The following is a 24,505-nucleotide window of genomic DNA, read 5'->3' as shown; positions in this document are numbered from 1 at the left end:
TTCGTCTTCCTTCCGAGATGCCGCCCATGCAACCGATCGAACCCGTACAACGCAGCAGCCCGCTGCCGCCATCCGACGACCCGCCCCTGGGGCGGGGCAGCATGCCGCCGGCCGCGCCTGCCCCCGACCAGCCGCGCAAGCGCCGCACCGCGCGCATCGCCTTGACGACCGGCGGCCGCGTCGGTCTGGCGATGGTCGGCCTGATGCTGTTCATCGCCGTGTTCGCGCCGCTGCTCGCGCCGCACGACGTCGGCGCGATCGTCACGCCGGACGTGTTCGCGCCGTTCAGCGCGAAGCTGCCGTTCGGCTCCGACTTCCTCGGCCGCGACATGCTGAGCCGGATCCTGTACGGCGCGCGGCTGACCGTGCTGCTCGCGCTGGCCGCGGTGCTGCTCGCCGCCGTGACCGGCACGACGCTCGGGTTGCTCGCGACCGTGTCGGGCCGCGCGGTCGACGAGACGATGAGCCGGCTGCTCGACGCGCTCACGTCGATTCCGTCGAAGATGTTCGCGCTGATGTTCGTCGCCGCGTTCGGCTCGTCGTTGCCGCTGCTGGTCCTTACCGCCGCGGTCAGCTACATGCCCGGCTCGTACCGGATCGCGCGCGCGCTCGCCGTCAACATCAGCACACTGGAATTCGTGCAGGTCGCGCGTGCACGCGGCGAAAGCGCGCTGTACATCGCGTGCGTCGAGATGCTGCCGAACATGATCCACCCGATGCTGGCGGACACCGGGCTGCGCTTCACGTTCGTCGTGCTGCTGCTGAGCGGCCTGAGCTTTCTCGGGCTCGGCGTGCAACCGCCGTACGCGGACCTCGGCTCGCTCGTGCGCGAGAACATCGCGAGCCTCGGCGACGGCTCGGCCGTCGCGATCGTGCCCGCGGTCGCGATCGCGATCCTGACGGTGGGCGTCAACCTGATGATCGACGGCCTGCCGCATCGCGGCCGCCGCAAGGGCGCGGCCGGCGCCGCCGGAGGACACTGATGCGACACGAATCGAACCCGCTCGTCGAGGTGCGCGGGCTGCGCGTGGTCGGCGGCCGGCCGGGCGGCGAGGAAACGACAATCGTCCACGGTGTCGACTTCGACATCGCGCGCGGCGAGGTGCTCGCGCTGATCGGCGAATCGGGCTCCGGCAAGACGACGATCGCGCTGTCGCTGATGGGCCATGCGCGCGCCGGATGCCGGATCGCCGGCGGCTCGGTGAAGCTCGACGGCACCGACGTGTGCACGCTTTCCGCAGCGGCGCTGACCGCGCTGCGCGGCCGCAAGGTCGCGTATATCGCGCAGAGCGCGGCCGCCGCGTTCAACCCGTCGCGCACGATTCTCGACCAGGTGATCGAGAGCGCGCTGATCCACAAGACGATGACGAAGCGCGACGCGCAGGCGAAGGCGATCGAGCTGTTTCGCGCGCTCGCGCTGCCGGAGCCGGAGACGATCGGCAAGCGCTATCCGCACCAGGTATCGGGCGGTCAACTGCAGCGGCTGATGGCCGCGATGGCGCTGATCACGGATCCGGAGCTGGTGATCCTCGACGAGCCGACCACCGCGCTCGACGTGACCACGCAGATCGACGTGCTGCAGGCGTTCAAGAGCGTGATCCGGCGCTACGGGATGAGTGCGGTGTACGTGTCCCACGACCTGGCCGTGGTCGCGCAGATGGCCGACCGGATCGTCGTGCTGAGCGACGGTGTGATCCGCGAGGCGGGCGACACCGAACAGATCCTGCATGCGCCGACGCACCCGTACACGCAGAGCCTGATCGCGGCGGTCACGCCGAACGATGCCGAACGCGACGCGCAGGGGCAAGCACCGGAGCCGGCCGCGCCGACGCCGCTGCTCGACGTGCGCGGCGCGATCGCCGGCTACGGCGGCCGTACCGCCAAAGGGTGGCCCGCGAAGGTGATCCTGCACGAAGTCGACCTGCGCATCGGGCGCGGCCAGACGGTCGGCGTGATCGGCGAATCGGGCTCCGGCAAGACCACGCTCGCGAAGGTGATCGCGGGCCTCGTGCCGGCGACGGGCGGCAAGATCCTGCTCGACGGCGAGCCGCTCGCGCTCGATATCGTCAAGCGCACCAAGGAGCAGCACCGCCGCGTGCAGATCGTGTTCCAGAACGCCGATACCGCGCTCAACCCGGTGCATACCGTCGAGCGCACGCTCGCACGGCCGCTCGCGTTCTATCACGGCATCAAGGGCGCGCGTGCGCGGCAGCGCGTCGCGGAGCTGCTCGAACTCGTGCGGCTACCGCCGGCGGTGGCCTCGCGGCGTACCGGCGAGCTGTCGGGCGGCCAGAAGCAGCGCGTGAACCTCGCGCGCGCGCTCGCGGCCGAGCCCGACCTGATCCTGTGCGACGAGGTCACGTCGGCGCTCGACACCGTGGTCGGCGCCGCGATCATCGAGCTGCTGCGCGACCTGCAGGCGAAGCTCGGCGTGTCGTACGTGTTCATCACGCACGACATCGCGAAGGTGCGCGCGATCAGCGACGACATCGTCGTGCTGTATGCGGGCCGCCGCGTGGAGACGGGCAGCCGCGACGCGCTGTGCGCGCCGCCTTATCACCCGTATTCGCACTTGCTGGTGTCGTCCGCGCCGGAGTTGCGCGCGGGCTGGCTCGACGATGCGGCCGAGCGTTGCCACCGGCCGCTGGTGCCGATCGGCGAGCGCGAGAACGAGGCCGAGCTGTGTCCGTTCCTGTCGCGCTGCGCGATGCGTGTGGACGGCGTGTGCAACCGCACGGCCCCGTCGCTGCGCACGCTCGGGAACGGCGCGCAGGTGCTGTGCCATCGCAGCGAGGAAGATCTCGCGCGCTTCCAGGCGGAGCCGATTTCCGCTGGCGTCGCGCCGGTACAGCTGTAGTGCGAGGCGCGCGAACCGTTCATCGCGCGGTGCGGTGGACGGCCCGCCGCATAGTCTGCTGCGGCGGTCGCGCAAAACGGCAATTTGCACGCGTGCCGCGCGCGAATACGCGGCAACTGCGGTTTTTGACGGTGATTAAATGATTCTCATTGAACGTTCGCCGATCGACATTGCCGGCATGCACAAGAAGGATCCAATGAAACTGGAATCGTACTGGCTGGATACCCGCCCCGCGTTTCGTGCCGGAAGCGTTGGTCCCGTCGAAGGGCGGGCCGACGTCGTCGTGATCGGCGGCGGTTTCACCGGCTTGTCGGCGGCGCTCGCGCTCGCGCAGCGCGGCGTGTCGGTGGTCGTGCTCGAAGCCGCGCAGGTGGCCGGCGAGGCGTCCGGCCGCAACGGCGGCCAGTGCAATACGGGCGTCGCGCAGGACTACGCGTCGCTGGCCGCGCGCATTGGCGCCACGCAGGCGAAGCAGTTTTATCTCGCGTACGAAAGCGCGGTGAAGAGCGTCGAGACGATCGTGACCGAACAGGCGATCGATTGCGATTTCCGGCGCGCGGGCAAGCTGAAGCTCGCCGCGAAGCCGCAGCACTTCGCCGGGCTCGAAAAGACCTTCGATGCGTTGCGCCGCGACGTCGATCCCGACATCGAGCTGATCGAGCCGTCGCGGATCCGCGATGAAATCGCATCCGACGGTTTCTACGGCGGGCTCCTGCAGCGCAACGGCGCGCAGATGCACATGGGCAAGTTCGGCGTCGGCCTCGCGCAAGCGGCCGTGCGTGCCGGCGCACGCGTGTACGAGCAGGCGGCCGTCACGCAGCTCGACCGGCTCGACGGCGAGCGTCACTCGATCACCAGCACCCGCGGCACGATCGTCGCCGATCGCGTGCTGGTCGCGACCGGCGCATCGCAGCACGGCCCGTTCGCGTGGTTCCGGCGGCGCATCGCGCCGGTCGGCAGCTTCATCGTCGTCACCGAGCCGCTGGCCGACGCGCAACTGAACCGGCTGTTCCCGCATCGCCGCGCTTACGTGACGTCGCGCCAGATCGGCAACTACTTCCGCGTGACGCCCGACAACCGGCTGCTGTTCGGCGGCCGCGCGCGTTTCGCGATGTCGAGCCCGCGCTCGGATACGAAAAGCGGCGACGTCCTGCGCGCCGGCATGGCCGGCTACTTCCCGGAACTGGCCGACGTGCGGCTCGACTACTGCTGGGGCGGCCTCGTCGACATCACCGCCGACCGGCTGCCGCGCGCGGGCCAGCACGACGGGCTCTATTACTCGATGGGCTACAGCGGCCACGGCGTGCAGATGTCGGTGCACATGGGCCGCGTGATGGCCGACGTGCTGTATGGCGCAGCCGCGTCGAACCCGTGGCGCGAGCTCGAATGGCCGGCGATACCGGGCCATTTCGGGCACGCGTGGTTCCTGCCGCTCGTCGGCGCGTATTACCGGATGCAGGATTTCCTGCACTGAAGCGAGCGCCCGGGAGGATACGACATGACAGTGCAACTCGTTGGCTCGTCTCGTGTCGCGCGGCCCGTCTCGCCGGCGATCGGCGACGTGCTGCGCGCGATCGATGCATCGTTCGCGCAGCCGCTGAACCTCGACACGCTCGCGGCGGTGGCCGGATTGAGCGTGTCGCGTTTCACCGCGCGCTTTCGCAGCGAAACCGGCTTGTCGCCGCACCGGTATCTGTGCCTGGTGCGGGTACGCCGTGCGCAGGACCTGTTGCGCGCCGGTCTGGCGCCGTCGGTCGTCGCGACCGACGTCGGTTTCTTCGATCAGAGCCATCTGTGCCGGCATTTCCGGCGGGTGCTCGGGATCACGCCGCGCGATTACGTGGTCGCGCGGGCAGGCGGTGCGACGGCGCGCACGTCTTCGACGCGCAGGCATGCCGAGCGCCGCGAAGCGTCGTGTCACGCGGCGTAGGCGCACACACGCACGGTTCGCATGCCGGGGAGGTCCGGCAGCAGAGCCGGCGAACGACGATTTCCGATATCGCGCGGCAGTGTTTAACCGCACCGCCGCGCGCCGCACAGGAGCAGATATGACCGCAGTTTTCGTGTTGCACCGCGCCGATGGCGCGCCTTCGTCAACCGTATTTCGCCAGCAGGCGTTCGGCGCGAACGATCCTTTCGCGCAAGCCCGGGAGATCGCGTGGGAAGGTCCCGACGCGATGGCCGCCGGACGTGTCGCGTTCACCGGCGAACTCGACGTGGCGAGCTTTCCGCACATCGAAACCATCGCGATCATCGAGGGCGAGCTGACGCTCGAAGCGGCCGGCGCCGCGCCGCTGGTGCTGGGCCCGGGAGACGGGGCCGTGATCGGCGGCGGCACGGCGCTGCGCGTGACCGCGGCATCGCGCGTGCTGTTCACGTTCTGCGCCGCCGCGTGCGCGGCACCGACCCGGCGCGGCGTGTTCGCGCTGCGAGCCGATGCCGACTTCAAGCCGTCGGCCACGCTGCCGGCGGAGGTGCTGCTCGGCCCGGCGCCGCAGTGCCGCAGCGACAACGTGTTCGTCGACGACGGCGCCGCGTACTGCGCGGGCACATGGGATTCGACGCCCTATCACCGGATCGTCCGGCCGCATCGCGTGAACGAATTCATGTTCCTGCTGGACGGCGACGTACGGTTCGCCGCGCCGGACGGCAGCGTGCTGTCGCTCGGCGCCGGCGATGCGCTGTTCGTGCCGCAAGGCACGCCGATCGGGTGGGAAAGCAGCGAACGCGTGGCGAAGTTCTACGTCGTGCAAAACGTCAACGCATCCACCGAGCGAGCCTGAGCATGACTCCTCCGCTACGCCATATCGAAACCCCGGCCACGCTGCCGGCTTCGGCCGATGTCGTCGTGATCGGCGGCGGCATCATCGGCGTCTTCACCGCCTACTATCTGGCCCGGCGCGGCGTATCGGTCGCGCTCGTCGAGAAGGGGCGCATCGGCGCCGAGCAGTCGAGCCGCAACTGGGGCTGGTGCCGGCAGCAGAACCGCGATGCGCGCGAGTTGCCGATGGCAAGCAAGAGCATCGACCTGTGGGAACGATTCGCGATCGAATCGGGCGAGGACACGGGTTTTCATCGCTGCGGCCTGTTGTACCTGAGCAATGACGAGGCCGAGCTGGCCCGCTGGGCCAGCTGGGGCGAGTTCGCGAAGACGGCGGGCGTGGCGACGTACATGCTCGACGGCAAGCAGGCCACCGAGCGCGGGCACGCGACCGGGCGGCCGTGGAAAGGCGGCGTGTTTTCGCCGACCGATGGCACGGCCGACCCGGAAAAGGCCGCGCCGGCCGTCGCCGCCGCGCTGATGAAGCTCGGCGGCAGTGTCCACCAGTACTGCGCGGCGCGCGGCATCGAACGCGAGGGCGGACGCGTGAGCGCCGTCGTCACGGAGTCCGGCGTGATCAAGACCAAGACCGTCGTGCTCGCGGGCGGCGCCTGGGCGTCGTCGTTCTGCCGCCAGCTCGGCATCCGTTTTCCGCAGGCGTCGATCCGTCAGTCGATCCTGAGCGTGTCGCCGGTCGAGCATCCGCTGCCGGATGCGATGTACACGTCCGGCGTGTCCGTGACGCGCCGCAGCGACGGACGCTACGCGCTGGCGATCAGCGGCCGCGCTCGGGTGGACCTGACGCCGCAGTTCCTGCGATTCGCGCCGCAATTCGTGCCGATGTTCGCGAAGCGCTGGCGCAATCTGCTGCCGGGCGGGCTCGAAGGGCTGCGCGGTGGTCATGAAACGCTGAAGCGCTGGCGCCTCGATGCGCCGACGCCGATGGAGGCGGTCCGCATCCTGGATCCGAAGCCGGACATGTCGACGGTCCACGAAACCTACCGCCGCGCCGTCGAACTGATGCCCGAACTTCGCGACGCGAAGATCACGCACGCGTGGGCCGGGTTCGTCGACAGCACGCCGGACGGCGTGCCGGGCATCGGCGAAGTGCCGGGCGTGCCGGGGCTGATCCTCGCGGCGGGCTTTTCCGGCCACGGCTTCGGGATCGGGCCGGGCGCCGGGCACCTGATCGCGGATCTTGCGACGGGCGCGCCGCCGCTGGTCGATCCGGTGCCGTACCAGCCGGCCCGGTTCAGCGATTCCGCATGGGGCAAGGTCGCCGATTTCTGATGCAAGGCCGCGACGCTCGCACGCGAGCGGCCGGACCGGCGCGGCGAACCTTCGCCGGCCTGACCGTCCGGCGCGGCCACCTGGGAGTGACGGATGCGTTTCGGTTCCTACTGGCTCGATACGTCGGAGCCATTCGCGAGCAACTCGTCGGCGTTGCGCGACGGCAGTTGCGACGTGCTGGTGGTGGGCGGCGGGATCACCGGCTCGGCGGCCGCACTGGCGCTGGCCAGGAAAGGGGCGCGCGTGATCGTCTGCGAGGCGGGCACCGTCGGGCAGGCGGCATCGGGACGCAACGGCGGTATGTGCAACAACGGCTTCGCGCAGGATTACGCGGCGCTATCGCAGCGCATCGGCACGGAACTGGCCAATCGGCTCTATCGCGCGTTCGACGCAGGCGTCGACACGGTCGAGCGGCTGGTCAGGGAGGAGTCGATCGATTGCGATTTCGTGCGCCGCGGCAAGCTCAAGCTCGCGGCGAAACCTGAGCATTACGACAAGCTCGCGCGAAGTCAGGCACTGCTCGCGGCGAGCGTGGACCCCGACACGCGCATGGTGACGAAAGCCGAGCTGCGTGACGAGATCGGCTCGGACCGTTATCACGGCGGGCTGCTGTTCGGCAAGAGTGCCGGGATGCACGTCGGCCGTTACGTGCGCGGCCTGGCACGCGCCGCGCAAGCGCGCGGCGCGCACGTCCTCGAGCATGCGCCGGTGCTCGGGCTGAAGCGGCAAGCGGGCGGCGCTTACGCGGCGCGTACGCCGCTCGGCGAGATCCGTGCGCGCCAGGTGCTGCTCGCGAGCGGCATTTCGCAGGTCGGCCCGTTCGGCTGGATTCGCCGCAGGATCGTGCCGGTCGGTGCGTTCATCATCGTCACCGAGCCGTTGCCGGACGACCTGCTCGACCGGCTGTTGCCGACGCGCCGGATGGTCACCGACACGAAGAACTTCGTCAATTTCTTTCGCGTCACGCCCGACAACCGGATGCTGTTCGGCGGCCGCGCGCGGTTCGCCGCGTCGAACCCGCGTTCGGACGAAAAGAGCGGGGCGATCCTGCGGCAGCAGCTGGCCGCCGTGTTTCCCGAACTGGCCGGCGTACGCATCGACTACTGTTGGGGCGGGATGGTCGACATGACCGCCAACCGACTACCGCGCGCGGGCGAGCGCGACGGCGTGTACTACGCGATGGGCTATAGCGGCCACGGCACGCACATGGCCACGCTGATGGGCACGCTGATGGCGGAGATCATGGACGGGCGCGCGGATCTCAACCCCTGGAAAGACTTCGACTGGCCGGCCATTCCCGGGCACTTCGGCAAACCCTGGTTCCTGCCGTTCGTCGGTGCCTGGTATCGACTCAAGGACACGCTGCAATGAATTCTCCTGTTGTTCACCTGATGCAAAACGGAAGGCTCGATCGCCTCTTCATCGACGGCGACTGGGTCGTGCCCGACGGCGGCGACCGGTTCGTGGTCGTCAGCCCGTCCACCGAAGACGGACTGTGCGAGATCCCGCTCGGCAACGCGCGTGACGCCGACCGGGCCGTCAGCGCCGCGCGCAGGGCCTTCGAACCGTGGGCGGCCACGTCGCCGCAGGCGCGCGCCGCGCTGCTCGATCGCGTGCATGCGTTGATGCTGGAGCGCGCGGAGCTGTTCGCCGCGGCGCTGGCCACGGAAATGGGCGCGCCGATCAGCTATGCGCGCGCCGCGCACGTGCCGCTCGCGGCCGAGCATATCCGCGTCGCGCGCGACAATCTCGCGCGTTATCCGTTCGTCTCGCGGCGGGGAACGACCGCGATCGTGCGCGAGCCGATCGGCGTGTGCGCGCTGATCACGCCGTGGAACTGGCCGATCTACCAGATCACGGCGAAGGTCGGCCCGGCGCTCGCGGCCGGCTGTACGGTCGTGCTGAAACCCAGCGAGCTGTCGCCGCTCAGCGCGCTGCTGTTCGCGGAAGTGATCGCCGATGCGGGCGTGCCCGTGGGCGTATTCAACCTGGTGAGCGGCGACGGCGCGGTGGTGGGCGCCGCGCTGTCTTCGCACCCGGAAGTCGACATGGTGTCGATCACCGGCTCGACGCGTGCCGGCGTGCTGGTGGCGCAGGCGGCGGCGCCGACCGTCAAGCGCGTCGCGCAGGAGCTGGGCGGCAAGTCGCCGAACATCGTCTTGCCGGATGCGGACCTGCAGCGGGCCATTGCGCCCGGCGTGGCCGCCGCGTTCCGGAACATGGGGCAGTCGTGCAGCGCGCCGACCCGCATGATCGTGCCGCGCAACCTGCTCGGCACGGTCGAGGCGCTGGCTCTCGCGGCCGCGCAGAAACTGGTGGTCGGCGATCCGTTCGCGGAGACGACGACGCACGGGCCGCTTGCCAATCGCGCGCAATTCGGCCGGGTCGCGCAGATGATCGACGTGGGCCTCGACGAACGGGCGAAGCTGATCGCCGGCGGTCCCGGCCGGCCGGAAGGGTTCGACAAGGGCTTTTATGCGCGGCCGACGATTTTCTCCGACGTTCGCACCGACATGACGATCGCGCAGCAGGAGATCTTCGGTCCGGTGCTCGCGATTCTTCCCTACGATACCGTGGACGAGGCGATCGCCATTGCGAACGACACGGTCTACGGGCTGGGCGCGCATGTGCAGGGCACCGACAAGGCGCAGGCGCGCGCGGTGGCCGCGCGCATCCGGGCCGGCCAGGTACACCTGAACTACCCGGCGTGGGATCCGCAGGCGCCGTTCGGCGGATACAAGCAGTCGGGCAACGGCCGCGAGTACGGGATCGAAGGGATGGAGGAATACATGGAAATCAAGTCGATCCTCGGATTCGACGACTGAAGCTGTCGCCGCACGCGATGCGGCGGCGGTCCCGATTTGAACCGGTTTGCCTGGCAGAGGTGCCGACTTGGAAAACATCGTCATCCCCGACACGTCGCTGGACCTGCATCACGCGCACTGGGCGACATTGCGCCGCGATCTGCATGCGCACCCCGAACTGCGATTCGAGGAACACCGGACGGCCGACGTCGTCGCCCGCGAGCTCGAGGCGCTCGGCTACGCGGTGTCGCGCGGGCTCGGCGGCACGGGCGTCGTCGCGAGCCTGCCCGGCGCGGACCCGCGCCGCGGCATCGTGCTGCGCGCGGATCTGGATGCATTGCCGATTCACGAAGCGAACGACTTCGCGCATGCGTCGTGCACGCACGGAATCATGCATGCGTGCGGGCACGACGGCCATACCGTCATGCTGCTCGGCGCCGCGCGCATCCTGAAGGACTTGCCGCAGCTGCCGGGCGCCGTGCATTTCGTGTTTCAGCCCGGGGAAGAGGGCGGCGCGGGCGCGCGCAAGATGATCGACGACGGGCTGTTCGATCGCTACCCGACGGAAGCCGTATTCGGCATGCACAACTGGCCCGGCCTGCCGGCCGGGCATTTCGGGATGCGCACCGGCCCGATCATGGCCGCGGGTTCCCGTTTCCGGATCACGGTCACCGGCAAGGGCGCGCACGCGGCTCAACCGCACCTGGGCATCGATCCGGTGCCGCTCGCGTGCGCGATGGTGCTGCAGTGCCAGACCATCGCCGCGCGGCACAAGGATCCGGTCGATCCGGCCGTCATTTCCGTCTGCATGTTCCAGGCGGGCACGACGGACAACGTCATTCCGGACAGCGCGGAGCTGCGCGGGACGATTCGCACGCTGTCGTCCGAATTGCAGCAACGGCTGCAGCGCGATGTCCGGCTCGTATGCGAAGGGCTGGCCGCCGCGCATGGGGCGCAGGTCGATGTCGAGTTCTTCCAGTACTATCCGGCGACCGTCAACACGCCGGCCGAGACGGCGCTGTGCGAAACGGTCGTTCGCGACACGTTCGGCGACGACCGCCTGTTGCGCGACGTGCCGCCGAACATGACGTCCGAAGACTTCGGCTTCATGCTGGAAGAGCGGCCCGGCGCTTACGTGCTGATCGGCAATGCGCCGGCCGGAACGGATGCCCCGTCGCTGCATCACCCGAAATACGACTTCAACGACGACATCATTCCGGCGGGCGTCCTCTATTGGGTCGCGCTGGCGCAGCATTATTTCAGGCGCTCGCCGTGACGGCAGGCGCGAGGTCGAGGCAGTCGACAGCCCGATCACGTTGAAGGGGTATTCGCCAACCGGGCATTGACGCCCGGTTGGCGCGCGGCGGGCGCTCGAATCGCCGCCGCCGCACGCGGTGAGTGCCGCCGCCGCCGCCGTCGCGGGCAAGGCGGCAAGCCGGCCGAGCACGCTCGGACTTGGTCGGCAAAGTGCGTCGACGTGGTCGCACCGTGGTCAGTCATCCTATAACAAGACGGGGCACTACGAAAGAAGGCGATTGGCCGTCAGGAAATCGCCCCGCCCCTGTTCGATCCGAATCCCGCCCCGTTTCCGGAAAACGTTTCGCCAAAAACGCGCAAAAACAGAGGAAACGATTCCCCGATTCACGCCAAAAACCCTTGATGGTAACGGTCATAGGGGTATGCACCAAGTGAGTTAAACGGTTAACCGACGTACATTCGCTCGACACGTCATACGACGTATGACTCTGCGGTTCAGCGGAGCGTCTCGCCGACGCATGTGCCTGCCGACGGATCGCCGCACAACAACGATCGACCATCAAGGAGACTCACCATGAAGCACCGATTCACCGGCTCTCGTACCGTCCTGGCCGTCGCATTGATGGCCGGCTTCGCGATGTCCGCGCAGGCGCGCGTGTTCCGCTCGGCGGACGTGCACGGCGACAACTTCCCGACCAACATGGCCGTGAAGTTCATGGGCGACGAGCTGTCGAAGGCGACGGGCGGGAAGGATTCGATCAAGGTGTTCGGCAACAGCGCGCTGGGCTCGGAGAAGGACACGGTCGACCAGGTGCGGATCGGCGCGATCGACATGGCGCGGGTGAACGGCGCGTCGTTCAACGAGATCGTGCCGGAATCGCTGATCCCGTCGTTTCCGTTCCTGTTCCGCGACGTCGACCATTTCCGCAAGGCGATGTACGGCCCGGCCGGCCAGAAGATCCTCGATGCGTTCAGCGCGAAGGGGATGATCGCGCTGACGTTCTACGAGAGCGGCGCGCGCTCGATCTACGCGAAGCGCCCGGTGCGCACGCCGGCCGACATGAAGGGGCTGAAGGTGCGCGTGCAACCGTCCGACCTGATGGTCGACGAGATCAAGGCGATGGGCGGCACGCCGACGCCGATGCCGTTCGCCGAGGTGTACACGGGCCTGAAGACGGGCCTCGTCGACGCGGCGGAAAACAACCTGCCGTCGTACGAGGAAACCAAGCACTACGAAGTGGCGCCCGATTACTCGGAGACGCAGCACGCGATGACGCCGGAAGTGCTGGTGTTCTCGAAGAAGATCTGGGACACGCTGTCGCCGCAGGAGCAGGTGGCGATCCGGAAGGCGGCGGCCGATTCGGTGCCGTACTACCAGAAGCTGTGGACCGCGCGCGAGGCGTCCGCGCAGCAGATGGTGACGAAGGGCGGCGCGAAGATCCTGCCGGCCGCGCAGATCGACCGCGCGGCGTTCGTGAAGGCGATGCAGCCGCTGTGGACGAAGTATGAAAAGACGCCGCAGATGAAGCAGATCGTCGACGAGATCGAGGCCACCAAGTGACGCGTCGCACTTCCCTGAACGGCGCCGCGGCCGGCGGCTCGTCGGCCTCGGCCCCGGACGGCGCCGGGCCGGCGCGGCCGCATGCCGCGCCACTCCTGCGCTGCGTGAACGACGTGCTGTTCCGCGTGCTGGCCGTGATCGCGTCGGCGTGCCTCGCGGTGCTCACGGTGCTGGTGTTCTACGCGGTCGTGATGCGCTACGTGTTCGAGAACGCGCCGGATTTCGTCGAGCCGATCGCGCTGCTGCTCGTGATCGTGATCGCGATGTTCGGCGCGGCGATGAAGGTGCGCGACGGCGGCCATATCGGCCTCGATTCGCTCGTGCGCCGGCTGTCGCCGAAGGCGCGCAACGTGGTCATCGGGATCCAGCACCTGAGCCTGATGGCGTTCGCGGTGATGATCATGGTCGGCTGCGGCAGCATGGCCGCCGAGACGATGGGCGACCGCATCCCGATCATCGGGCTGCCCGAAGGCGTGCGCTACCTGATCGCGATGCCCGCGGCGGTTGCGATCATCCTCTTCTCGCTCGAGCACCTGCTCGCGCTTCGTCGTTCTTCGTCGGGACAATAACGCCATGGAACTCGCGATCCTGTCCGTCAGTTTTCTGATTTTTCTCGTCCTCGGCGTGCCCGTGTCGTTCGCGCTCGGGATAGCCTGCGTGCTGACCTACATGGTCGAAGGCCTGCCGATCGCGACCGCGATGCAGGCGATGATCTCGGGGATGAACGCGTTCTCGTTCCTCGCGGTGCCGTTCTTCATCTTCTCCGGCGAACTGATGCTGCACGGCGGCATCGCGGACCGGATCCTGCGCTTCGCGCAGGCGACCGTCGGCCATTTCCGCGGCGGCCTCGGGATGGCGAACGTCGTCGCGTGCACGCTGTTCGGCGGCGTGTCGGGCTCGCCGACCGCCGATACGTCCGCGATGGGCGGCGTGGTGATTCCGCTGATGAAGCGCGAAGGCTACAGCGCCGCGTACGCGGTCAACGTGACGACGCACGCGTCGCTCGCCGGCGCGCTGATGCCGACGTCGACCAACATGATCATCTACGCGTTCGCCGCGCAGGGCATCACCGGCATGCTGCACGGCCAGCCGGTGAGCGGCGTGTCGATCGGCGACCTGCTGTTCTCGGGGCTGCTGCCGGTGCTGTGGGTGATGGGCTTCGTGCTCGCCGCCGCGTACTGGCAGGCCGTGCGTCACGGCTACCCGCGCCGCGAGGACGGCTCGTCCGCGCTGCCCGCGTTTCCCGGCTGGTATGCGGTGCTGCGCAGCTTCGTCGGCGCGGTGCCCGGGCTGATGGTGATCGCGATCATCCTCGTGTGCGTCGCGAAGGGCATCGCCACCGCGACCGAAGCGGCCGCGATCGCCGTCGTGTACTCGCTCGTGCTGACCGCGCTCGTCTACCGCACGCTGACGGCCGCGAAGCTGCGCCGCGCGCTGTCGCATGCGGCGCGCACGACGGGCGTCGTGCTGCTGCTGATCGCGGTGTCCAACATGCTGCGCTTCCAGATGTCGTACCTGGAGATTCCGGATGCGATCGAAGGGCTACTCAAGCAGTCGACCGCCGCGCCGTGGCTGATGCTGCTGTACATCAACATCATCCAGGTGTTTCTCGGCACGTTCGTCGACATGGCCGCGCACATCCTGATCACGACACCGCTGTTCCTGCCGATCGCGATGGCGTGCGGCGTCGGGCCGGTGCAGTTCGGGATCATGCTGCTGCTGAACTGCTCGCTCGGCCTCGTGCATCCGCCGATCGGGTCGGTGCAGTTCGTCGGCTGCGCGATCGGCAACGTGTCGATCGGCGAGACCACGAAGATGGCGTGGCCGTACTACCTCGCGATCTTCAGTGCGATCAACATCGTCACGTACATGCCGTTTTTCTCGACCTGGCTGCCGAGCCTGATCAGCGGGCACGCGGTGTTCTGACGCGCGTGATCGTGCGGCGGCGGCGTGATCACGTCAGCCACGCCGCGCACGTTCACGACCGCCCCGAATCGGACAGCGTGGCCCGGATGCCGGCAAGCCGGGGATCGGCGTCCGGTTCGGACGCGGTGCCCGGGCCGCGCGGCTGTCGAAACGTCATGCGACATTCTCCGTGGCGCCGCGAACCGGCGTGTCAGTAGCGGACCCGTCCGATCAGGCCCGGCGGGTCGACGGCGTGCGGGACGGCGGCGGCAAGCTGCCGCTGCGCGTACGCGATATTGACCGGCCCGACGCCGCCCCACAGCGGGCTGTGCCGCATCGTGATCGACACCGCGAGCGCGACGGCCGTGACGGCGAGCAGCACGAGCGACAGCGAGCGTGCACGCGCATGGTCGACGAACGTGCCGTCGACGAAACCGCCGTCCGGCCACGCGGTACGCATGATGCCGACCACCAGCACGCGGACGGGCGTCGCGGCCAGCCCGAGTTCCTCGCTCCACAGTCGCCCCACAGACGGCTACCTGCCGGCGACACCAGCGCCAGCGCCGCGCCGATCACGAAGAACAGGTCGATGCCGATCGCGATGCTGTTGCGTTTCGCGCGACGGATCGGCCAGGCGCCGTGCACGAGCGCGAGCATGTCGCCGATCAGGAACGCGTGCGTCCCGCGCAGGTCCGGCTGGGCGGGGCGGAGCCGCCCGTAGAACAGGAGCACGATCGAGGGCAGGAGGTTGCTTGCGTGCAGCAGGTAGCCGGTTATGGGATTGCTCGATGTCATTGGTGTCTTTCCTTCGTCGAAACAGCGTGGCGACGCGTCGTGCATCGGGATCGTCAGGTCGCTGAAGAACGGCAGCGGGTAGTCGGTGACGTTGCACGCGAGTTCGGCGGCCGTGAGCGACTGCGCGCGACCGTCATGAGCACGAGCGCCTGCAGCGCGATCATCGCCATCCGCGCGAGACGGGTAAGCACACGTACAGCTTGAACGTATTGCGTTCGCGCAGCGACGCGATCGCGGTGGTCGTCGAGTCGAGGCCGATCGCCGTCAACGCCATCACGAAGATGCCGGTCGCGAAGAACGCGCCATGGTCGAACGGGCGGCGCGCGGGCGCCGCATTCTCGAAGCGCGCCTGCGCGGCCGGCAGCATCGTGCCACCGCATCTTCGATGCGATCGTGTCGCCGTGCTTCCGTCCGGACGTCAATTTCGTGGACCCGGTGCCTGCCGCGTCTCGCGCCGCGCTCGCGAGCCTGCCCGCCGACCGGCTGCGGCAGTCGATCGTCCCGCTCGGCCGGCTGATCGTCGGGCGGCCCGACACGCTGCCGGCGCGCCACCCGGTCGCGGTCAGCTTCGCGACGAAGAACTCGGCCAGCACGCCGACGTTGGCCGGCCGCGCCCGGGCGGACGGCGTGACGAAGGACAGGCCGTCTTCGGGCGGGTGCCGGTTTCGCATTGGCGCGCGTTCGGGTACCGCCGCCGATCGGCCAGCCCGCGCAGGTCGATTATCGTCGTCGTGAACCTGCGCGCGATGCGGCGGATTTCAGGATTGTCATCCGGGCGTCAGCGTCGTGCCGGTCGCGATCACCAGAATGAAAGCGTCAGGCGGCGAATCGCATCCGCGGTTCCGCCGGCGGCGCATCGACGATGCGTCCTCATCGAACCGTTCTGGGGAGTTTCATCATGAATCGCAGATTGATCGCAGCTGCCGCGCTGCTCGCCCTCGCCATCGGCACGCCGATGGCCGCTTTCGCACAGACGTCGTCATCGGGTCCGACCCGCGCCGACGTGATCGCCGATCTCGTTCAGGCACAGCGTGACGGCACCGTGCCGACGTCGAACTGGGACTATCCGCCGAGCACGCAGACGATCGCGCGCAATCGCGAACTCTATGCAATTGCGCATGGCGAGCAGAGCACGGCGACCGCGTCGGTGTCCGTACCGGCCGCCAGCGCGCAGTAAGCGGGGAGTCGGGCGATGAAAAGCTTTTCCCGACTGGCGATCGCCGCGCTGCTCGCGGCGGCGGTCGCGCCCGCGTTCGCGCGCGGGCAGCCCCAATTGCCGAATGACGACGGCAGCCGCGCCAGCGTGCTGCGTGAACTGAACCCGACGCGCGCGCCTGATGGGGCGCAATGCCGGTCCGCATCGGCCCCGGACCATCGTGACGGCAACGCGGGTGTGCCCGTCCCGAACGGGAGGACGTGAAACTGGCCATTCACGGGCGAGTGCAACGAAATACCGGGATTGAAATGCCCGCTGCCGAGGTTTTCCGGAAGCCTGTTCACGGATGTGCCGTCCGGTACGCGATGTCGTCCGTGCCGGATCGATCGGCAAGCGCAAGCCGATCGAGCGATCGAAGGATTTGCAGTCGGGCCGGTTCAGGCTTCCACCTTCGGGAGCCCGGACCGCTCCGCATCGGCATGCACACAACCCGACAACGAGCGGCACTGGATCGAAGCCGTGTTGATACACGGGGTGAGCGTTGGCGCACATTCGACGCGTGACGTCAGCCCTGGCGACCAACTGCTTTTAATCGCGCGCGCATAGCGAATCGGATCGACGGAAATGGCTCGTCGCGCGGCAGCGGCGATGCCGATCGAATCCGGAATTTGTCTAGTCATCCTTGCGATTGATCTGCACGAACTGCACCAAACCCGTGCCCGAATTCTCTTCGATGGGGCACATGAAAGCCTTGAAATTAGGGGATTTCCCGCGTTTCCCCGGTTTTTTTTGATCATCGCTTGTATCGCCGTTTTTCTTCTTGCATGCTTGTATAGACAAATTCCTGAGGCGGCTTGCTGCACCGAAGGGATGGCGAACTTCAACGCAAGGAGAAATCTCGTGAACGGCAAGCGCATCAACTGGGCACTCAGGACGATCGGCATCATCGCGGCCGCGGCGGCAACGCTCGCGGCTCCCGTGCAGGCCAAGGAATGGAAAACGGTGACGGTCGCGCTCGAAGGCGGCTACGCACCCTGGAACCTCACGCTGCCCGGCGGCAAGCTGGGCGGTTTCGAACCGGAGCTGCTCGCCAACGTGTGCGAACGGATCAAGGTGCAGTGCAACATGGTCGCGCAGGACTGGGACGGGATGATCCCCGGCCTGCAGGCCGGCAAGTTCGATATCCTGATGGATGCGATTTCCATCACGCCGGACCGCGAAAAGATCCTGCTGTTCTCGCGTCCGTACGCGGCGACGCCCGCGACGTTCGCCGTCACCGACACCAAGATCCTGCCGAAGGCCGCGCCCGGCGCGCCGATCGTCAAGCTGACGGGCGACGCCAACGCGGACAAGCCCACCGTCGACGCGCTGCGCAAGCAGCTGAAGGGCAAGACGATCGGCATCCAGTCGGGCACCGTCTACACGAAATTCATCAACGACAGCTTCAAGGACATCGCGTCGATTCGCGTGTACAAGACCTCCCCCGAGCGCGATCTCGACCTCGTCGCCGGGCGCATCGACGCATCGTTCGACGACGTCACGTACTACGCGGCGAACAACGCGAAGAAGGACAACGCGTCGATCGTGCTCGCGGGTCCGAAGCTCGGCGGGCCGATCTGGGGGCCGGGCGAAGGGCTTGCGTTCCGCAAGCAGGATGCCGACCTGAAGACGAAGTTCGATACGGCGATCGGCGCGGCGCTCGCGGACGGCACGGTGAAGAAGCTCGCCGACAAGTGGTTCAAGACCGACGTCACGCCGTAAGCGCGCATTGGGCCGCCGCCGCGTAAGCGACACGCGCGGCGGCCGGCATCCTGCCGATTCACTCAACGCTTGCCGGGAGGCACGCATGGCGATTATTGAAATGCTCGGCTTCGGAACCGAAGGCTGGGGCGGCGTGCTGCTGCTCGCCGCGCTGATGACGGTGGCGCTGACGCTCGCCGCGCTCGCGGTCGGCGCGGTGATCGGCGCGGCGATCGCGGCGGCCAAGCTGTCGCGCTACCGCAGCGCCCGGCTGCTCGGCGACCTGTACACGACGGTATTTCGCGGCGTGCCCGAACTGCTCGTCATCTATCTGTTCTACTTCGGCGGCTCGACGCTCGTCACGGCCGTCGGCCAGTGGTTCGGCGCGGAAGGATTCATCGGCGTGCCGCCGTTCGTGATCGGCGCGCTCGCGGTCGGAATGATTTCGGGCGCCTACCAGGCGGAGGTCTATCGCGCGGCGGTGCTCGCGGTGTCGAAGGGCGAGCTCGAGGCGGCACGCTCGATCGGCATGCCCCGCAGCATGGTGCTGCGCCGCATCCTGATTCCGCAGGTGCTTCGCTTCGCGCTGCCCGGTATCGGCAACGTATGGCAATTGAGCCTGAAGGACTCGGCGCTGATCTCGGTCACCGGCCTGGCCGAGCTGCTGCGCACGAGCCAGATCGCCGCCAATTCGACCCACCAGTACTTCGTGTTCTTCGTCGCGGGCGGTGCGCTGTACCTGCTGATGACGGGCTTGTCGAACCGCGTGTTCAACCGGGCGGAAGCGATCGTCGGCCGGTCGTTCCGCCGCAATTTCGCGCGCAACTGACGGAGAACGCGCATGTCCATCGATTTCGGCTTTCTCCTCGATACGCTGCGCCAGCTGCTCGCGGCCGTGCCGACCACGCTCGGGCTGTTCTTCGCGTCGCTCGTGCTCGGCGGCCTGCTGTCGCTCGTGATCGTCACGATGCGCGTGTCGCCGCACTGGCTGCCGAACCGTTTTGCGCGCGCGTACATCCTGGTGTTTCGCGGCTCGCCGCTGCTGATCCAGATGTTTCTCGTGTATTACGGGCTCGGCCAGTTCGGCGTGATCCGCGAGAGCTTCATGTGGCCGCTGCTGCGCGAACCTTATGTCTGCGCGGTTCTGTCGCTCGCACTGTGCACGGCCGGCTACACGGCCGAGATCCTGCGCGGCGGGCTGATGGCCGTGCCGGTCGGGCAGATCGAAGCCGGTTACTCGATCGGTCTGTCCGGTTTCGCGTTGTTGCGGCGCGTGATCGGCCCGATCGCGCTGCGCCAGTGCCTGCCCGCGTATTCGACCGAGGCCGTGCTGCTCGTCAAGTCGACCGCGCTCGCGAGCCTCGTCACCGTGTGGGAGGTGACGGGCGTCGCGCAGCAGATCATTCAGCAAACCTATCGGACGACCGAAGTGTTCGTTTGCGCCGCCGTCATCTATCTGGGCCTGAACTTCATCGTCGTGCGCCTGCTCGGCGCGCTCGAATGGCGGCTCTCGGCGCACCTGCGTGCGCCGAAGCCGTCCAGTGCGCCCGCGTCGGCCCGCAATGCCCGGCGCGTCGCCTCCTGAGCGCGCCATTCCTTCCTGGAGAATTCGATGAACACCGCTGCTCCCGTTGCGCTGTCGGTCAAGAACATCCACAAGTCGTTCGGCGATCATCATGTGCTGAAGGGCATTTCGCTCGACGCGCATGAGGGCGACGTCATCTCGATCCTCGGCGCGAGCGGATCGGGCAAGAGCACGTTCCTGCGCTGCCTGAACCTGCTCGAGACCCCCGACGACGGCTCCGTCGCGCTCGCGGGCGAGGAACTGGCGATGAAGCGCGCGCGCGACGGCAAGCTGCACCCGAGCGACCGCCGCCAGGTCGACCGGATCCGTTCGCAGCTCGGCATGGTGTTCCAGAACTTCAACCTGTGGTCGCACATGACGGTGCTCGACAACCTCGTCGAAGGGCCGCTGCGCGTGCAAAAGCGCAGCCGCGCCGAAGCGGTCGAGGAGGCCGAGGCGCTGCTGGCGCGCGTCGGCCTCGCGGACAAGCGCGGCTACTATCCTGCCCACCTGTCGGGCGGGCAGCAGCAGCGCGTCGCGATCGCCCGCGCGCTCGCGATGCATCCGAAAGTGATGCTGTTCGACGAACCGACGTCGGCACTCGACCCCGAGCTGGTCGGCGAGGTGCTGCGCGTGATGCGCTCGCTCGCGGAAGAGGGCCGCACGATGCTGGTCGTCACGCATGAAATGGGCTTTGCGCGGCACGTGTCGAATCGCGTGATGTTCCTGCATCAGGGCGAGGTCGACACGGACGGGACGCCCGACGCGGTCTTCGGCGGCCAGACCTCCGAGCGCTTCCGGCAATTCGTGTCGAGCCACCACGACCGCACCACCAACTGAGGCCGTCATGACCGTATTCCGCGCGGCACGGCCGCTCGACTGGCGCCAGGTTGCGGCGGTGGCGGCAGGCGCGCCGCTGGCATTGACCGACGACGCCCGCGCGCGCGTCGTCGCCGCTCGCGAACTCGTCGACGAAATCGTCGCGCGCGGCATTCGCGCGTACGGCGTCAACACGGGGGTCGGCGCGCTGTGCAACGTGATCGTATCGCCGGCCCAGCAGAGCGAGCTGTCGCGCAACATCCTGATGAGCCACGCGGTGGGCGTCGGCGTGCCGCTCGGCGCGGCGGAAACGCGCGCGATCATCGCGGCGGCGATCAACAATTACGTGCACGGGTATTCAGGCGTGCGGGTCGACGTCGTCGAGCAGCTCGTCGCATTGCTCGAGCACGATTGCCTGCCCGAAGTGCCGGCGCACGGGTCGGTCGGCTATCTGACCCACATGGCTCACGTCGCGCTCGTCTGCATCGGTCACGGTCATGCGCGCCATCGCGGCGAGCGCATGCGCGGCGACGAGGCGCTGCGCCGTATCGGTCGCGAGCCGCTCGTCCTCGGCGCGAAGGAAGGGTTGAGCCTCGTCAACGGCACACCGTGCGTCACCGGCCTGGCCGCGCTCGCCCTCGCGCGCGCGGAACGGTTGCTCGACTGGGCCGACTGGATCGCGGCGATGAGCTTCGAGAACCTCGGCGGGCAACTCGCGTCATTCGATCCGGCGTCGCTCGCGCTGCGGATTTCGCCGGGCATCGGGCAGGTCGGGGCGCGCTTGCGTGCGCTGCTGGCGGGCAGCGGGATGCTGTGCGCGGCGAGCGGCCGGCATACGCAGGATCCGCTCAGCCTGCGCACGATTCCGCACGTGCATGGCGCGGCGCGCGACGTGTTCGCCGTGACGGCGGAGGTGGTCGATCGCGAGCTCGCGTCCGTCACCGACAATCCGATCGTCGCCGGCACGCGGGAGGCACCCGTCGCGCATTCGCAGGCCCATGCGGTCGGTGCGGGTATCGCGCTCGCGATGGACAGCCTCGCGGCCGCGATGGCCCAGGTCGCGGCGATCGCCGAGCGACGTCTCGACCGGCTCGTGAATCCGCTCGTCAGCGGGCTGCCGGCGTTTCTCGCGACGCCGGGCGGCAGTTGCTCCGGTTTCATGATCGCGCAGTACACGGCGGTCGCGCTGGTCGCGCAGAACCAGCGTCTCGCGGCGCCGGCGAGCCTCGACGGCGGTATCACGTCGGGGCTGCAGGAAGATCACCTGTGTCATGCGACGCCGGCCGCGCTGAAGGCGCTCGACATCATCGAGAATACGACGCGCGTGCTCGCGATCGAGCTGCTGGCCGCCGCGCAGGCATACGACCTGCAATCGGGCGAAACGGGGCGGGCCGCGTCGACCGATGCGTTGTGGCGGCAGGTGCGCGAACGCGTGCCGGCGTATCACGACGACCGGCCGCTCGCGGACGATATCGCGATCGCGGCAGGCATCGTCGCGGGCGTGCCGCCGTCGTTGCAGTGACGATGACCGGGCGCGGCGAATCATCCAATTTTCATTCGGTCGAGGGCGCATGAACGAAACGGAACGCGAACTTTCCGCCCGGCCGGCGCGTGCACTGCCGGCCTATCAGCAGATCAAGCGCTACGTGGTCGAACGGATCGCGAAGGGCGACTGGAAGCCCGGCGGCGCGATTCCCACCGAGGCCGAACTGGTCAAGGAATTCGGCGTGGCCCGGATGACGGTGTCGCGCGCGCTGCGCGAACTGACGGCCGAACGCGTGCTGACCCGCATCCAGGGAGCCGGCACGTTCGTCGAACGCCGGCATTACGAATCGACGGTGCTCGAAATCCGCAACATCGCGGACGAGATCGCGGAGCGGGGCCATCGGCACAGCGCGCGGGTGCTGCTGATCGAGCGCAGCGTCGACCCGGAAGCGATCGATGCGCTCGGGCTGCGGTCGGGGCCGGTGTTTCACTCGCGCATCGTGCATTTCGAGGAAGACGAGCCGATCCAGTTCGAGGATCGCTACGTCAATCCGGTCTTGTTTCCCGACTATCTCGAGCAGGATTTCACGCTCGAGACGCCGAATCACTACATGGTGCGACTGGCACCGATCCAGCGTGCCGAGTTCAGGATCTACGCGGAGAAGCCCAATGCGCAGGTGCGTCGGCACCTCGTGATGGAAATCGGCGAGCCGTGCCTGTTGCTGCGGCGCCGTACCTGGGTGGGCGATCACGTCGCGACGTCGGTGCAGCTTTGGCATCCGGCATCGCGGTTTCATCTGGCGGGCCGCGTCTAGGGGCGGCCGGGCTGGCATGCAGCGGCGTCGTGCGGGCCTGTGGTGTGAACGAGTTCGGGGAAACGGGCAGATCCGGCTGTCGGTCATGCGCCCGGAACCCGGTTGAAGACGACACGGGTTCCGGGCAGTGCCGGTCGCTAAACGGGCGGCGGCACGATGCGCACGGTCATTTCGCCGCGCGCCGGCCGACGGCGCCGAGCACCGCCACGAAGGCCGCTTCGTCCGCACGCAGGCCGCGCGGCGTCCGCTCGACCGCGAGCGCGGCGAGCGCACCCGCCTCGAAGGCGTCCAGCACGGCCGGATGGATGTAGCAGCGCCGGCACACGGCCGGCGTGTTGCGCAGCAGGTCCGCCACCGCGCGCACGGTCTCGACGATCTGCTTGCGCGCGTGCGTGATGCCGCGGTGCTCCACGCGCCGCAACAAGCCGAGTGCGTGCACGCTGCCGGCCCAGGTCCGATAATCCTTCGCGGTGAAATCGGCGCCGCCGGCGTCACGCAGGTAGTCGTTCACGTCGGACGAGCCGACCGGATGGCGCGCGCCGTCGTCGTCCACGTACTGGAACAGCTCGTGACCGGGCAGCTCCGCGCAGCGCCGCACGATCCGCGCGACCCGCGCGTCGTCGACCGTCACGTCGTGTTCGATCCCGCTCTTGCCGGCGAAGCGCAGCCGCACCTGGCCGGACTGGATCTTCAAATGGCGCTTGCGCAGCGTCGTCAGCCCGTACGAGCCGTTTTCCCGCGCGTATTCGGCGTTGCCGATCCGTGCGAGCGTGGTGTCGAGCAATCGGACGATCGTCGCGACGACCTTGTCGCGCGGCATGCCCGGCAACGCCAGATCACGCGCGACGCGCGCGCGGATGCGCGGCAGCGCCCGCGCGAAGGCGGCCATCCGCGCGTACTTGTTCGCGTCCCGCGTCTCGCGCCACAGCGGGTGATAGCGATACTGCTTGCGCCCGCGCGCGTCGCGGCCGGTTGCCTGAAGATGTCCGCGCGGGTCCATGCAGATCCATACGTCGGTGTACGCGGGTGGAATCGCAAGCGCGTCGATGCGGGCGATTTCGTCGGCGTCGCGAACCCGCGCACCGTCAGGTCCGTAATAGGCAAAGCCGTGGCGGAGCCGCCGGCGCGTATAGCCGGGGCGACGGTCGTCGACATGACGCAGGGGCCCGCCGGGCATGCGCGTATTCGGCCGCGATGGCGTGCGCTTCGTCATGCCGCGGCGCGTCGATCGACGCGTGTGCCGATCCGCGTATCGCCAGGCCGTGTTCCGGGCGGACATCCTGCACGCATGTTCTGCTCCTGCTCGTTCGTCGGTTCGAGCCCCGGGGAGCAAGAATCGTGCGCCGTTCCCGGCCCGGCTGCGGCCGCGATACCACGCGTGCGAACGAACACACGATGACGAAGGCGGCATTCGGCGGATTCGCCGAACGGAACATGGCGTGGCGGGCGAGGGCGTCGCAAACGCGGCCAGGGCCGGCTGTAACGGGCGGGGTGTGCGTTTAGGTGTTTATACGTATGCCGATTCCGATATCGCCTCAATCCAATATTTCATTGGAAGGTTATCGGACTTGTTCCTAGACTGATGCGGGGCATGCAGACCGGGCCGGCCGAACGCGCCGGCCGGCACCGGCCCCGC

General features: G+C 68.2%; 24 protein-coding genes. 21 read left to right on the top strand and 3 right to left on the bottom strand.

The genetic code is table 11. From position 1 onward, the window contains the following. The first annotated feature begins 26 nt into the window (after positions 1-26). The 12 genes from HWX00_RS13275 to HWX00_RS13220 all read left to right on the top strand — a co-directional run bounded on the left by HWX00_RS13275 (position 27) and on the right by HWX00_RS13220 (position 14,516). Complete coding sequence (locus HWX00_RS13275) at positions 27-983, top strand: ABC transporter permease (protein WP_034191865.1); 957 nt, start codon at positions 27-29, stop codon at positions 981-983. Beyond that, positions 983-2,857, top strand: coding sequence for an ABC transporter ATP-binding protein (locus tag HWX00_RS13270; protein ID WP_034191864.1), 1,875 nt, complete (start codon positions 983-985; stop codon positions 2,855-2,857). Before HWX00_RS13275 ends, HWX00_RS13270 begins: the two co-directional genes overlap by 1 nt. A gap of 196 nt (positions 2,858-3,053) precedes the next feature. Then, on the top strand, positions 3,054-4,331 hold the full coding sequence (locus tag HWX00_RS13265; protein ID WP_034192031.1) for an NAD(P)/FAD-dependent oxidoreductase: 1,278 nt from the start codon (positions 3,054-3,056) through the stop codon (positions 4,329-4,331). A gap of 24 nt (positions 4,332-4,355) precedes the next feature. Then, entirely contained in the window at positions 4,356-4,787 is a 432-nt protein-coding gene (locus HWX00_RS13260) for a helix-turn-helix domain-containing protein (protein WP_027791940.1), read from the top strand. A gap of 118 nt (positions 4,788-4,905) precedes the next feature. Beyond that, positions 4,906-5,640 carry a cupin domain-containing protein gene (locus HWX00_RS13255; protein ID WP_034191863.1) on the top strand — a complete coding sequence of 245 codons (735 nt, stop codon included), beginning with the start codon at positions 4,906-4,908 and terminating at the stop codon, positions 5,638-5,640. Positions 5,641-5,642: 2 nt separating this feature from the next. Beyond that, positions 5,643-6,968 carry an NAD(P)/FAD-dependent oxidoreductase gene (locus HWX00_RS13250; protein WP_027791938.1) on the top strand — a complete coding sequence of 442 codons (1,326 nt, stop codon included), beginning with the start codon at positions 5,643-5,645 and terminating at the stop codon, positions 6,966-6,968. A gap of 93 nt (positions 6,969-7,061) precedes the next feature. Then, on the top strand, positions 7,062-8,339 hold the full coding sequence (locus tag HWX00_RS13245; RefSeq protein ID WP_175026828.1) for an NAD(P)/FAD-dependent oxidoreductase: 1,278 nt from the start codon (positions 7,062-7,064) through the stop codon (positions 8,337-8,339). Next, entirely contained in the window at positions 8,336-9,793 is a 1,458-nt protein-coding gene (locus HWX00_RS13240; RefSeq protein WP_175026827.1) for an aldehyde dehydrogenase family protein, read from the top strand. Before HWX00_RS13245 ends, HWX00_RS13240 begins: the two co-directional genes overlap by 4 nt. Before the next feature lie 67 nt (positions 9,794-9,860). Next, the gene (locus HWX00_RS13235) at positions 9,861-11,048 is read left to right on the top strand and encodes a M20 aminoacylase family protein (RefSeq protein WP_175026826.1); all 1,188 of its coding nucleotides are present in this window, start codon (positions 9,861-9,863) and stop codon (positions 11,046-11,048) included. 555 nt (positions 11,049-11,603) lie between these two features. Beyond that, positions 11,604-12,590 (top strand): TRAP transporter substrate-binding protein, encoded by a 987-nt coding sequence (locus HWX00_RS13230; protein WP_175026825.1) that lies wholly within the window; start codon positions 11,604-11,606, stop codon positions 12,588-12,590. Next, positions 12,587-13,159 (top strand): TRAP transporter small permease, encoded by a 573-nt coding sequence (locus HWX00_RS13225; RefSeq protein WP_059562500.1) that lies wholly within the window; start codon positions 12,587-12,589, stop codon positions 13,157-13,159. Before HWX00_RS13230 ends, HWX00_RS13225 begins: the two co-directional genes overlap by 4 nt. A gap of 4 nt (positions 13,160-13,163) precedes the next feature. Beyond that, positions 13,164-14,516, top strand: a complete 1,353-nt coding sequence (locus tag HWX00_RS13220) for a TRAP transporter large permease (protein ID WP_034191857.1) — start codon at positions 13,164-13,166, stop codon at positions 14,514-14,516. 190 nt (positions 14,517-14,706) lie between these two features. On the opposite strand, the gene HWX00_RS13215 is transcribed toward HWX00_RS13220, so the two are convergent. Beyond that, positions 14,707-15,024, bottom strand: a complete 318-nt coding sequence (locus HWX00_RS13215; protein WP_175026824.1) for a lactate dehydrogenase — start codon at positions 15,022-15,024, stop codon at positions 14,707-14,709. Positions 15,025-15,450: 426 nt separating this feature from the next. Then, complete coding sequence (locus tag HWX00_RS36800) at positions 15,451-15,657, bottom strand: hypothetical protein (RefSeq protein ID WP_049035251.1); 207 nt, start codon at positions 15,655-15,657, stop codon at positions 15,451-15,453. 26 nt (positions 15,658-15,683) lie between these two features. On the opposite strand from HWX00_RS36800, the gene HWX00_RS37375 reads away from it, so the two are divergent. The 9 genes from HWX00_RS37375 to hutC all read left to right on the top strand — a co-directional run bounded on the left by HWX00_RS37375 (position 15,684) and on the right by hutC (position 22,869). Then, complete coding sequence (locus HWX00_RS37375) at positions 15,684-16,025, top strand: hypothetical protein (protein WP_404823792.1); 342 nt, start codon at positions 15,684-15,686, stop codon at positions 16,023-16,025. A gap of 163 nt (positions 16,026-16,188) precedes the next feature. Next, positions 16,189-16,467, top strand: coding sequence for a DUF4148 domain-containing protein (locus tag HWX00_RS13200; RefSeq protein WP_006405309.1), 279 nt, complete (start codon positions 16,189-16,191; stop codon positions 16,465-16,467). Positions 16,468-16,482: 15 nt separating this feature from the next. Continuing rightward, complete coding sequence (locus HWX00_RS13195; RefSeq protein WP_124608708.1) at positions 16,483-16,710, top strand: hypothetical protein; 228 nt, start codon at positions 16,483-16,485, stop codon at positions 16,708-16,710. 636 nt (positions 16,711-17,346) lie between these two features. Then, entirely contained in the window at positions 17,347-18,207 is an 861-nt protein-coding gene (locus tag HWX00_RS13190) for a transporter substrate-binding domain-containing protein (protein WP_049035238.1), read from the top strand. 85 nt (positions 18,208-18,292) lie between these two features. Beyond that, complete coding sequence (locus tag HWX00_RS13185) at positions 18,293-19,015, top strand: ABC transporter permease (RefSeq protein WP_175026823.1); 723 nt, start codon at positions 18,293-18,295, stop codon at positions 19,013-19,015. 12 nt (positions 19,016-19,027) lie between these two features. Next, a complete protein-coding gene (locus HWX00_RS13180) occupies positions 19,028-19,771 on the top strand; it encodes an ABC transporter permease (RefSeq protein ID WP_034191852.1) in 744 nt (247 codons plus the stop codon). 27 nt (positions 19,772-19,798) lie between these two features. Next, positions 19,799-20,590, top strand: coding sequence for an ABC transporter ATP-binding protein (locus tag HWX00_RS13175; RefSeq protein ID WP_059562514.1), 792 nt, complete (start codon positions 19,799-19,801; stop codon positions 20,588-20,590). A 7-nt stretch (positions 20,591-20,597) separates the two neighbouring features. After that, positions 20,598-22,091 (top strand): HAL/PAL/TAL family ammonia-lyase, encoded by a 1,494-nt coding sequence (locus tag HWX00_RS13170; protein ID WP_034191850.1) that lies wholly within the window; start codon positions 20,598-20,600, stop codon positions 22,089-22,091. A gap of 49 nt (positions 22,092-22,140) precedes the next feature. Further along, positions 22,141-22,869: a histidine utilization repressor gene (gene hutC, locus HWX00_RS13165; RefSeq protein WP_034191849.1), complete on the top strand. Its 729-nt coding sequence runs from the start codon at positions 22,141-22,143 to the stop codon at positions 22,867-22,869. A gap of 166 nt (positions 22,870-23,035) precedes the next feature. On the opposite strand, the gene HWX00_RS13160 is transcribed toward hutC, so the two are convergent. Then, the gene (locus HWX00_RS13160; RefSeq protein ID WP_175026822.1) at positions 23,036-24,082 is read right to left on the bottom strand and encodes a DNA topoisomerase IB; all 1,047 of its coding nucleotides are present in this window, start codon (positions 24,080-24,082) and stop codon (positions 23,036-23,038) included. Between the last annotated feature and the right edge of the window lie 423 nt (positions 24,083-24,505).

Origin of the sequence: Burkholderia seminalis DSM 23518 (assembly GCF_902832885.1) — a bacterium.
Lineage (GTDB): Bacteria > Pseudomonadota > Gammaproteobacteria > Burkholderiales > Burkholderiaceae > Burkholderia > Burkholderia seminalis.
This window is presented reverse-complemented; position numbering and strand designations above follow the sequence as displayed.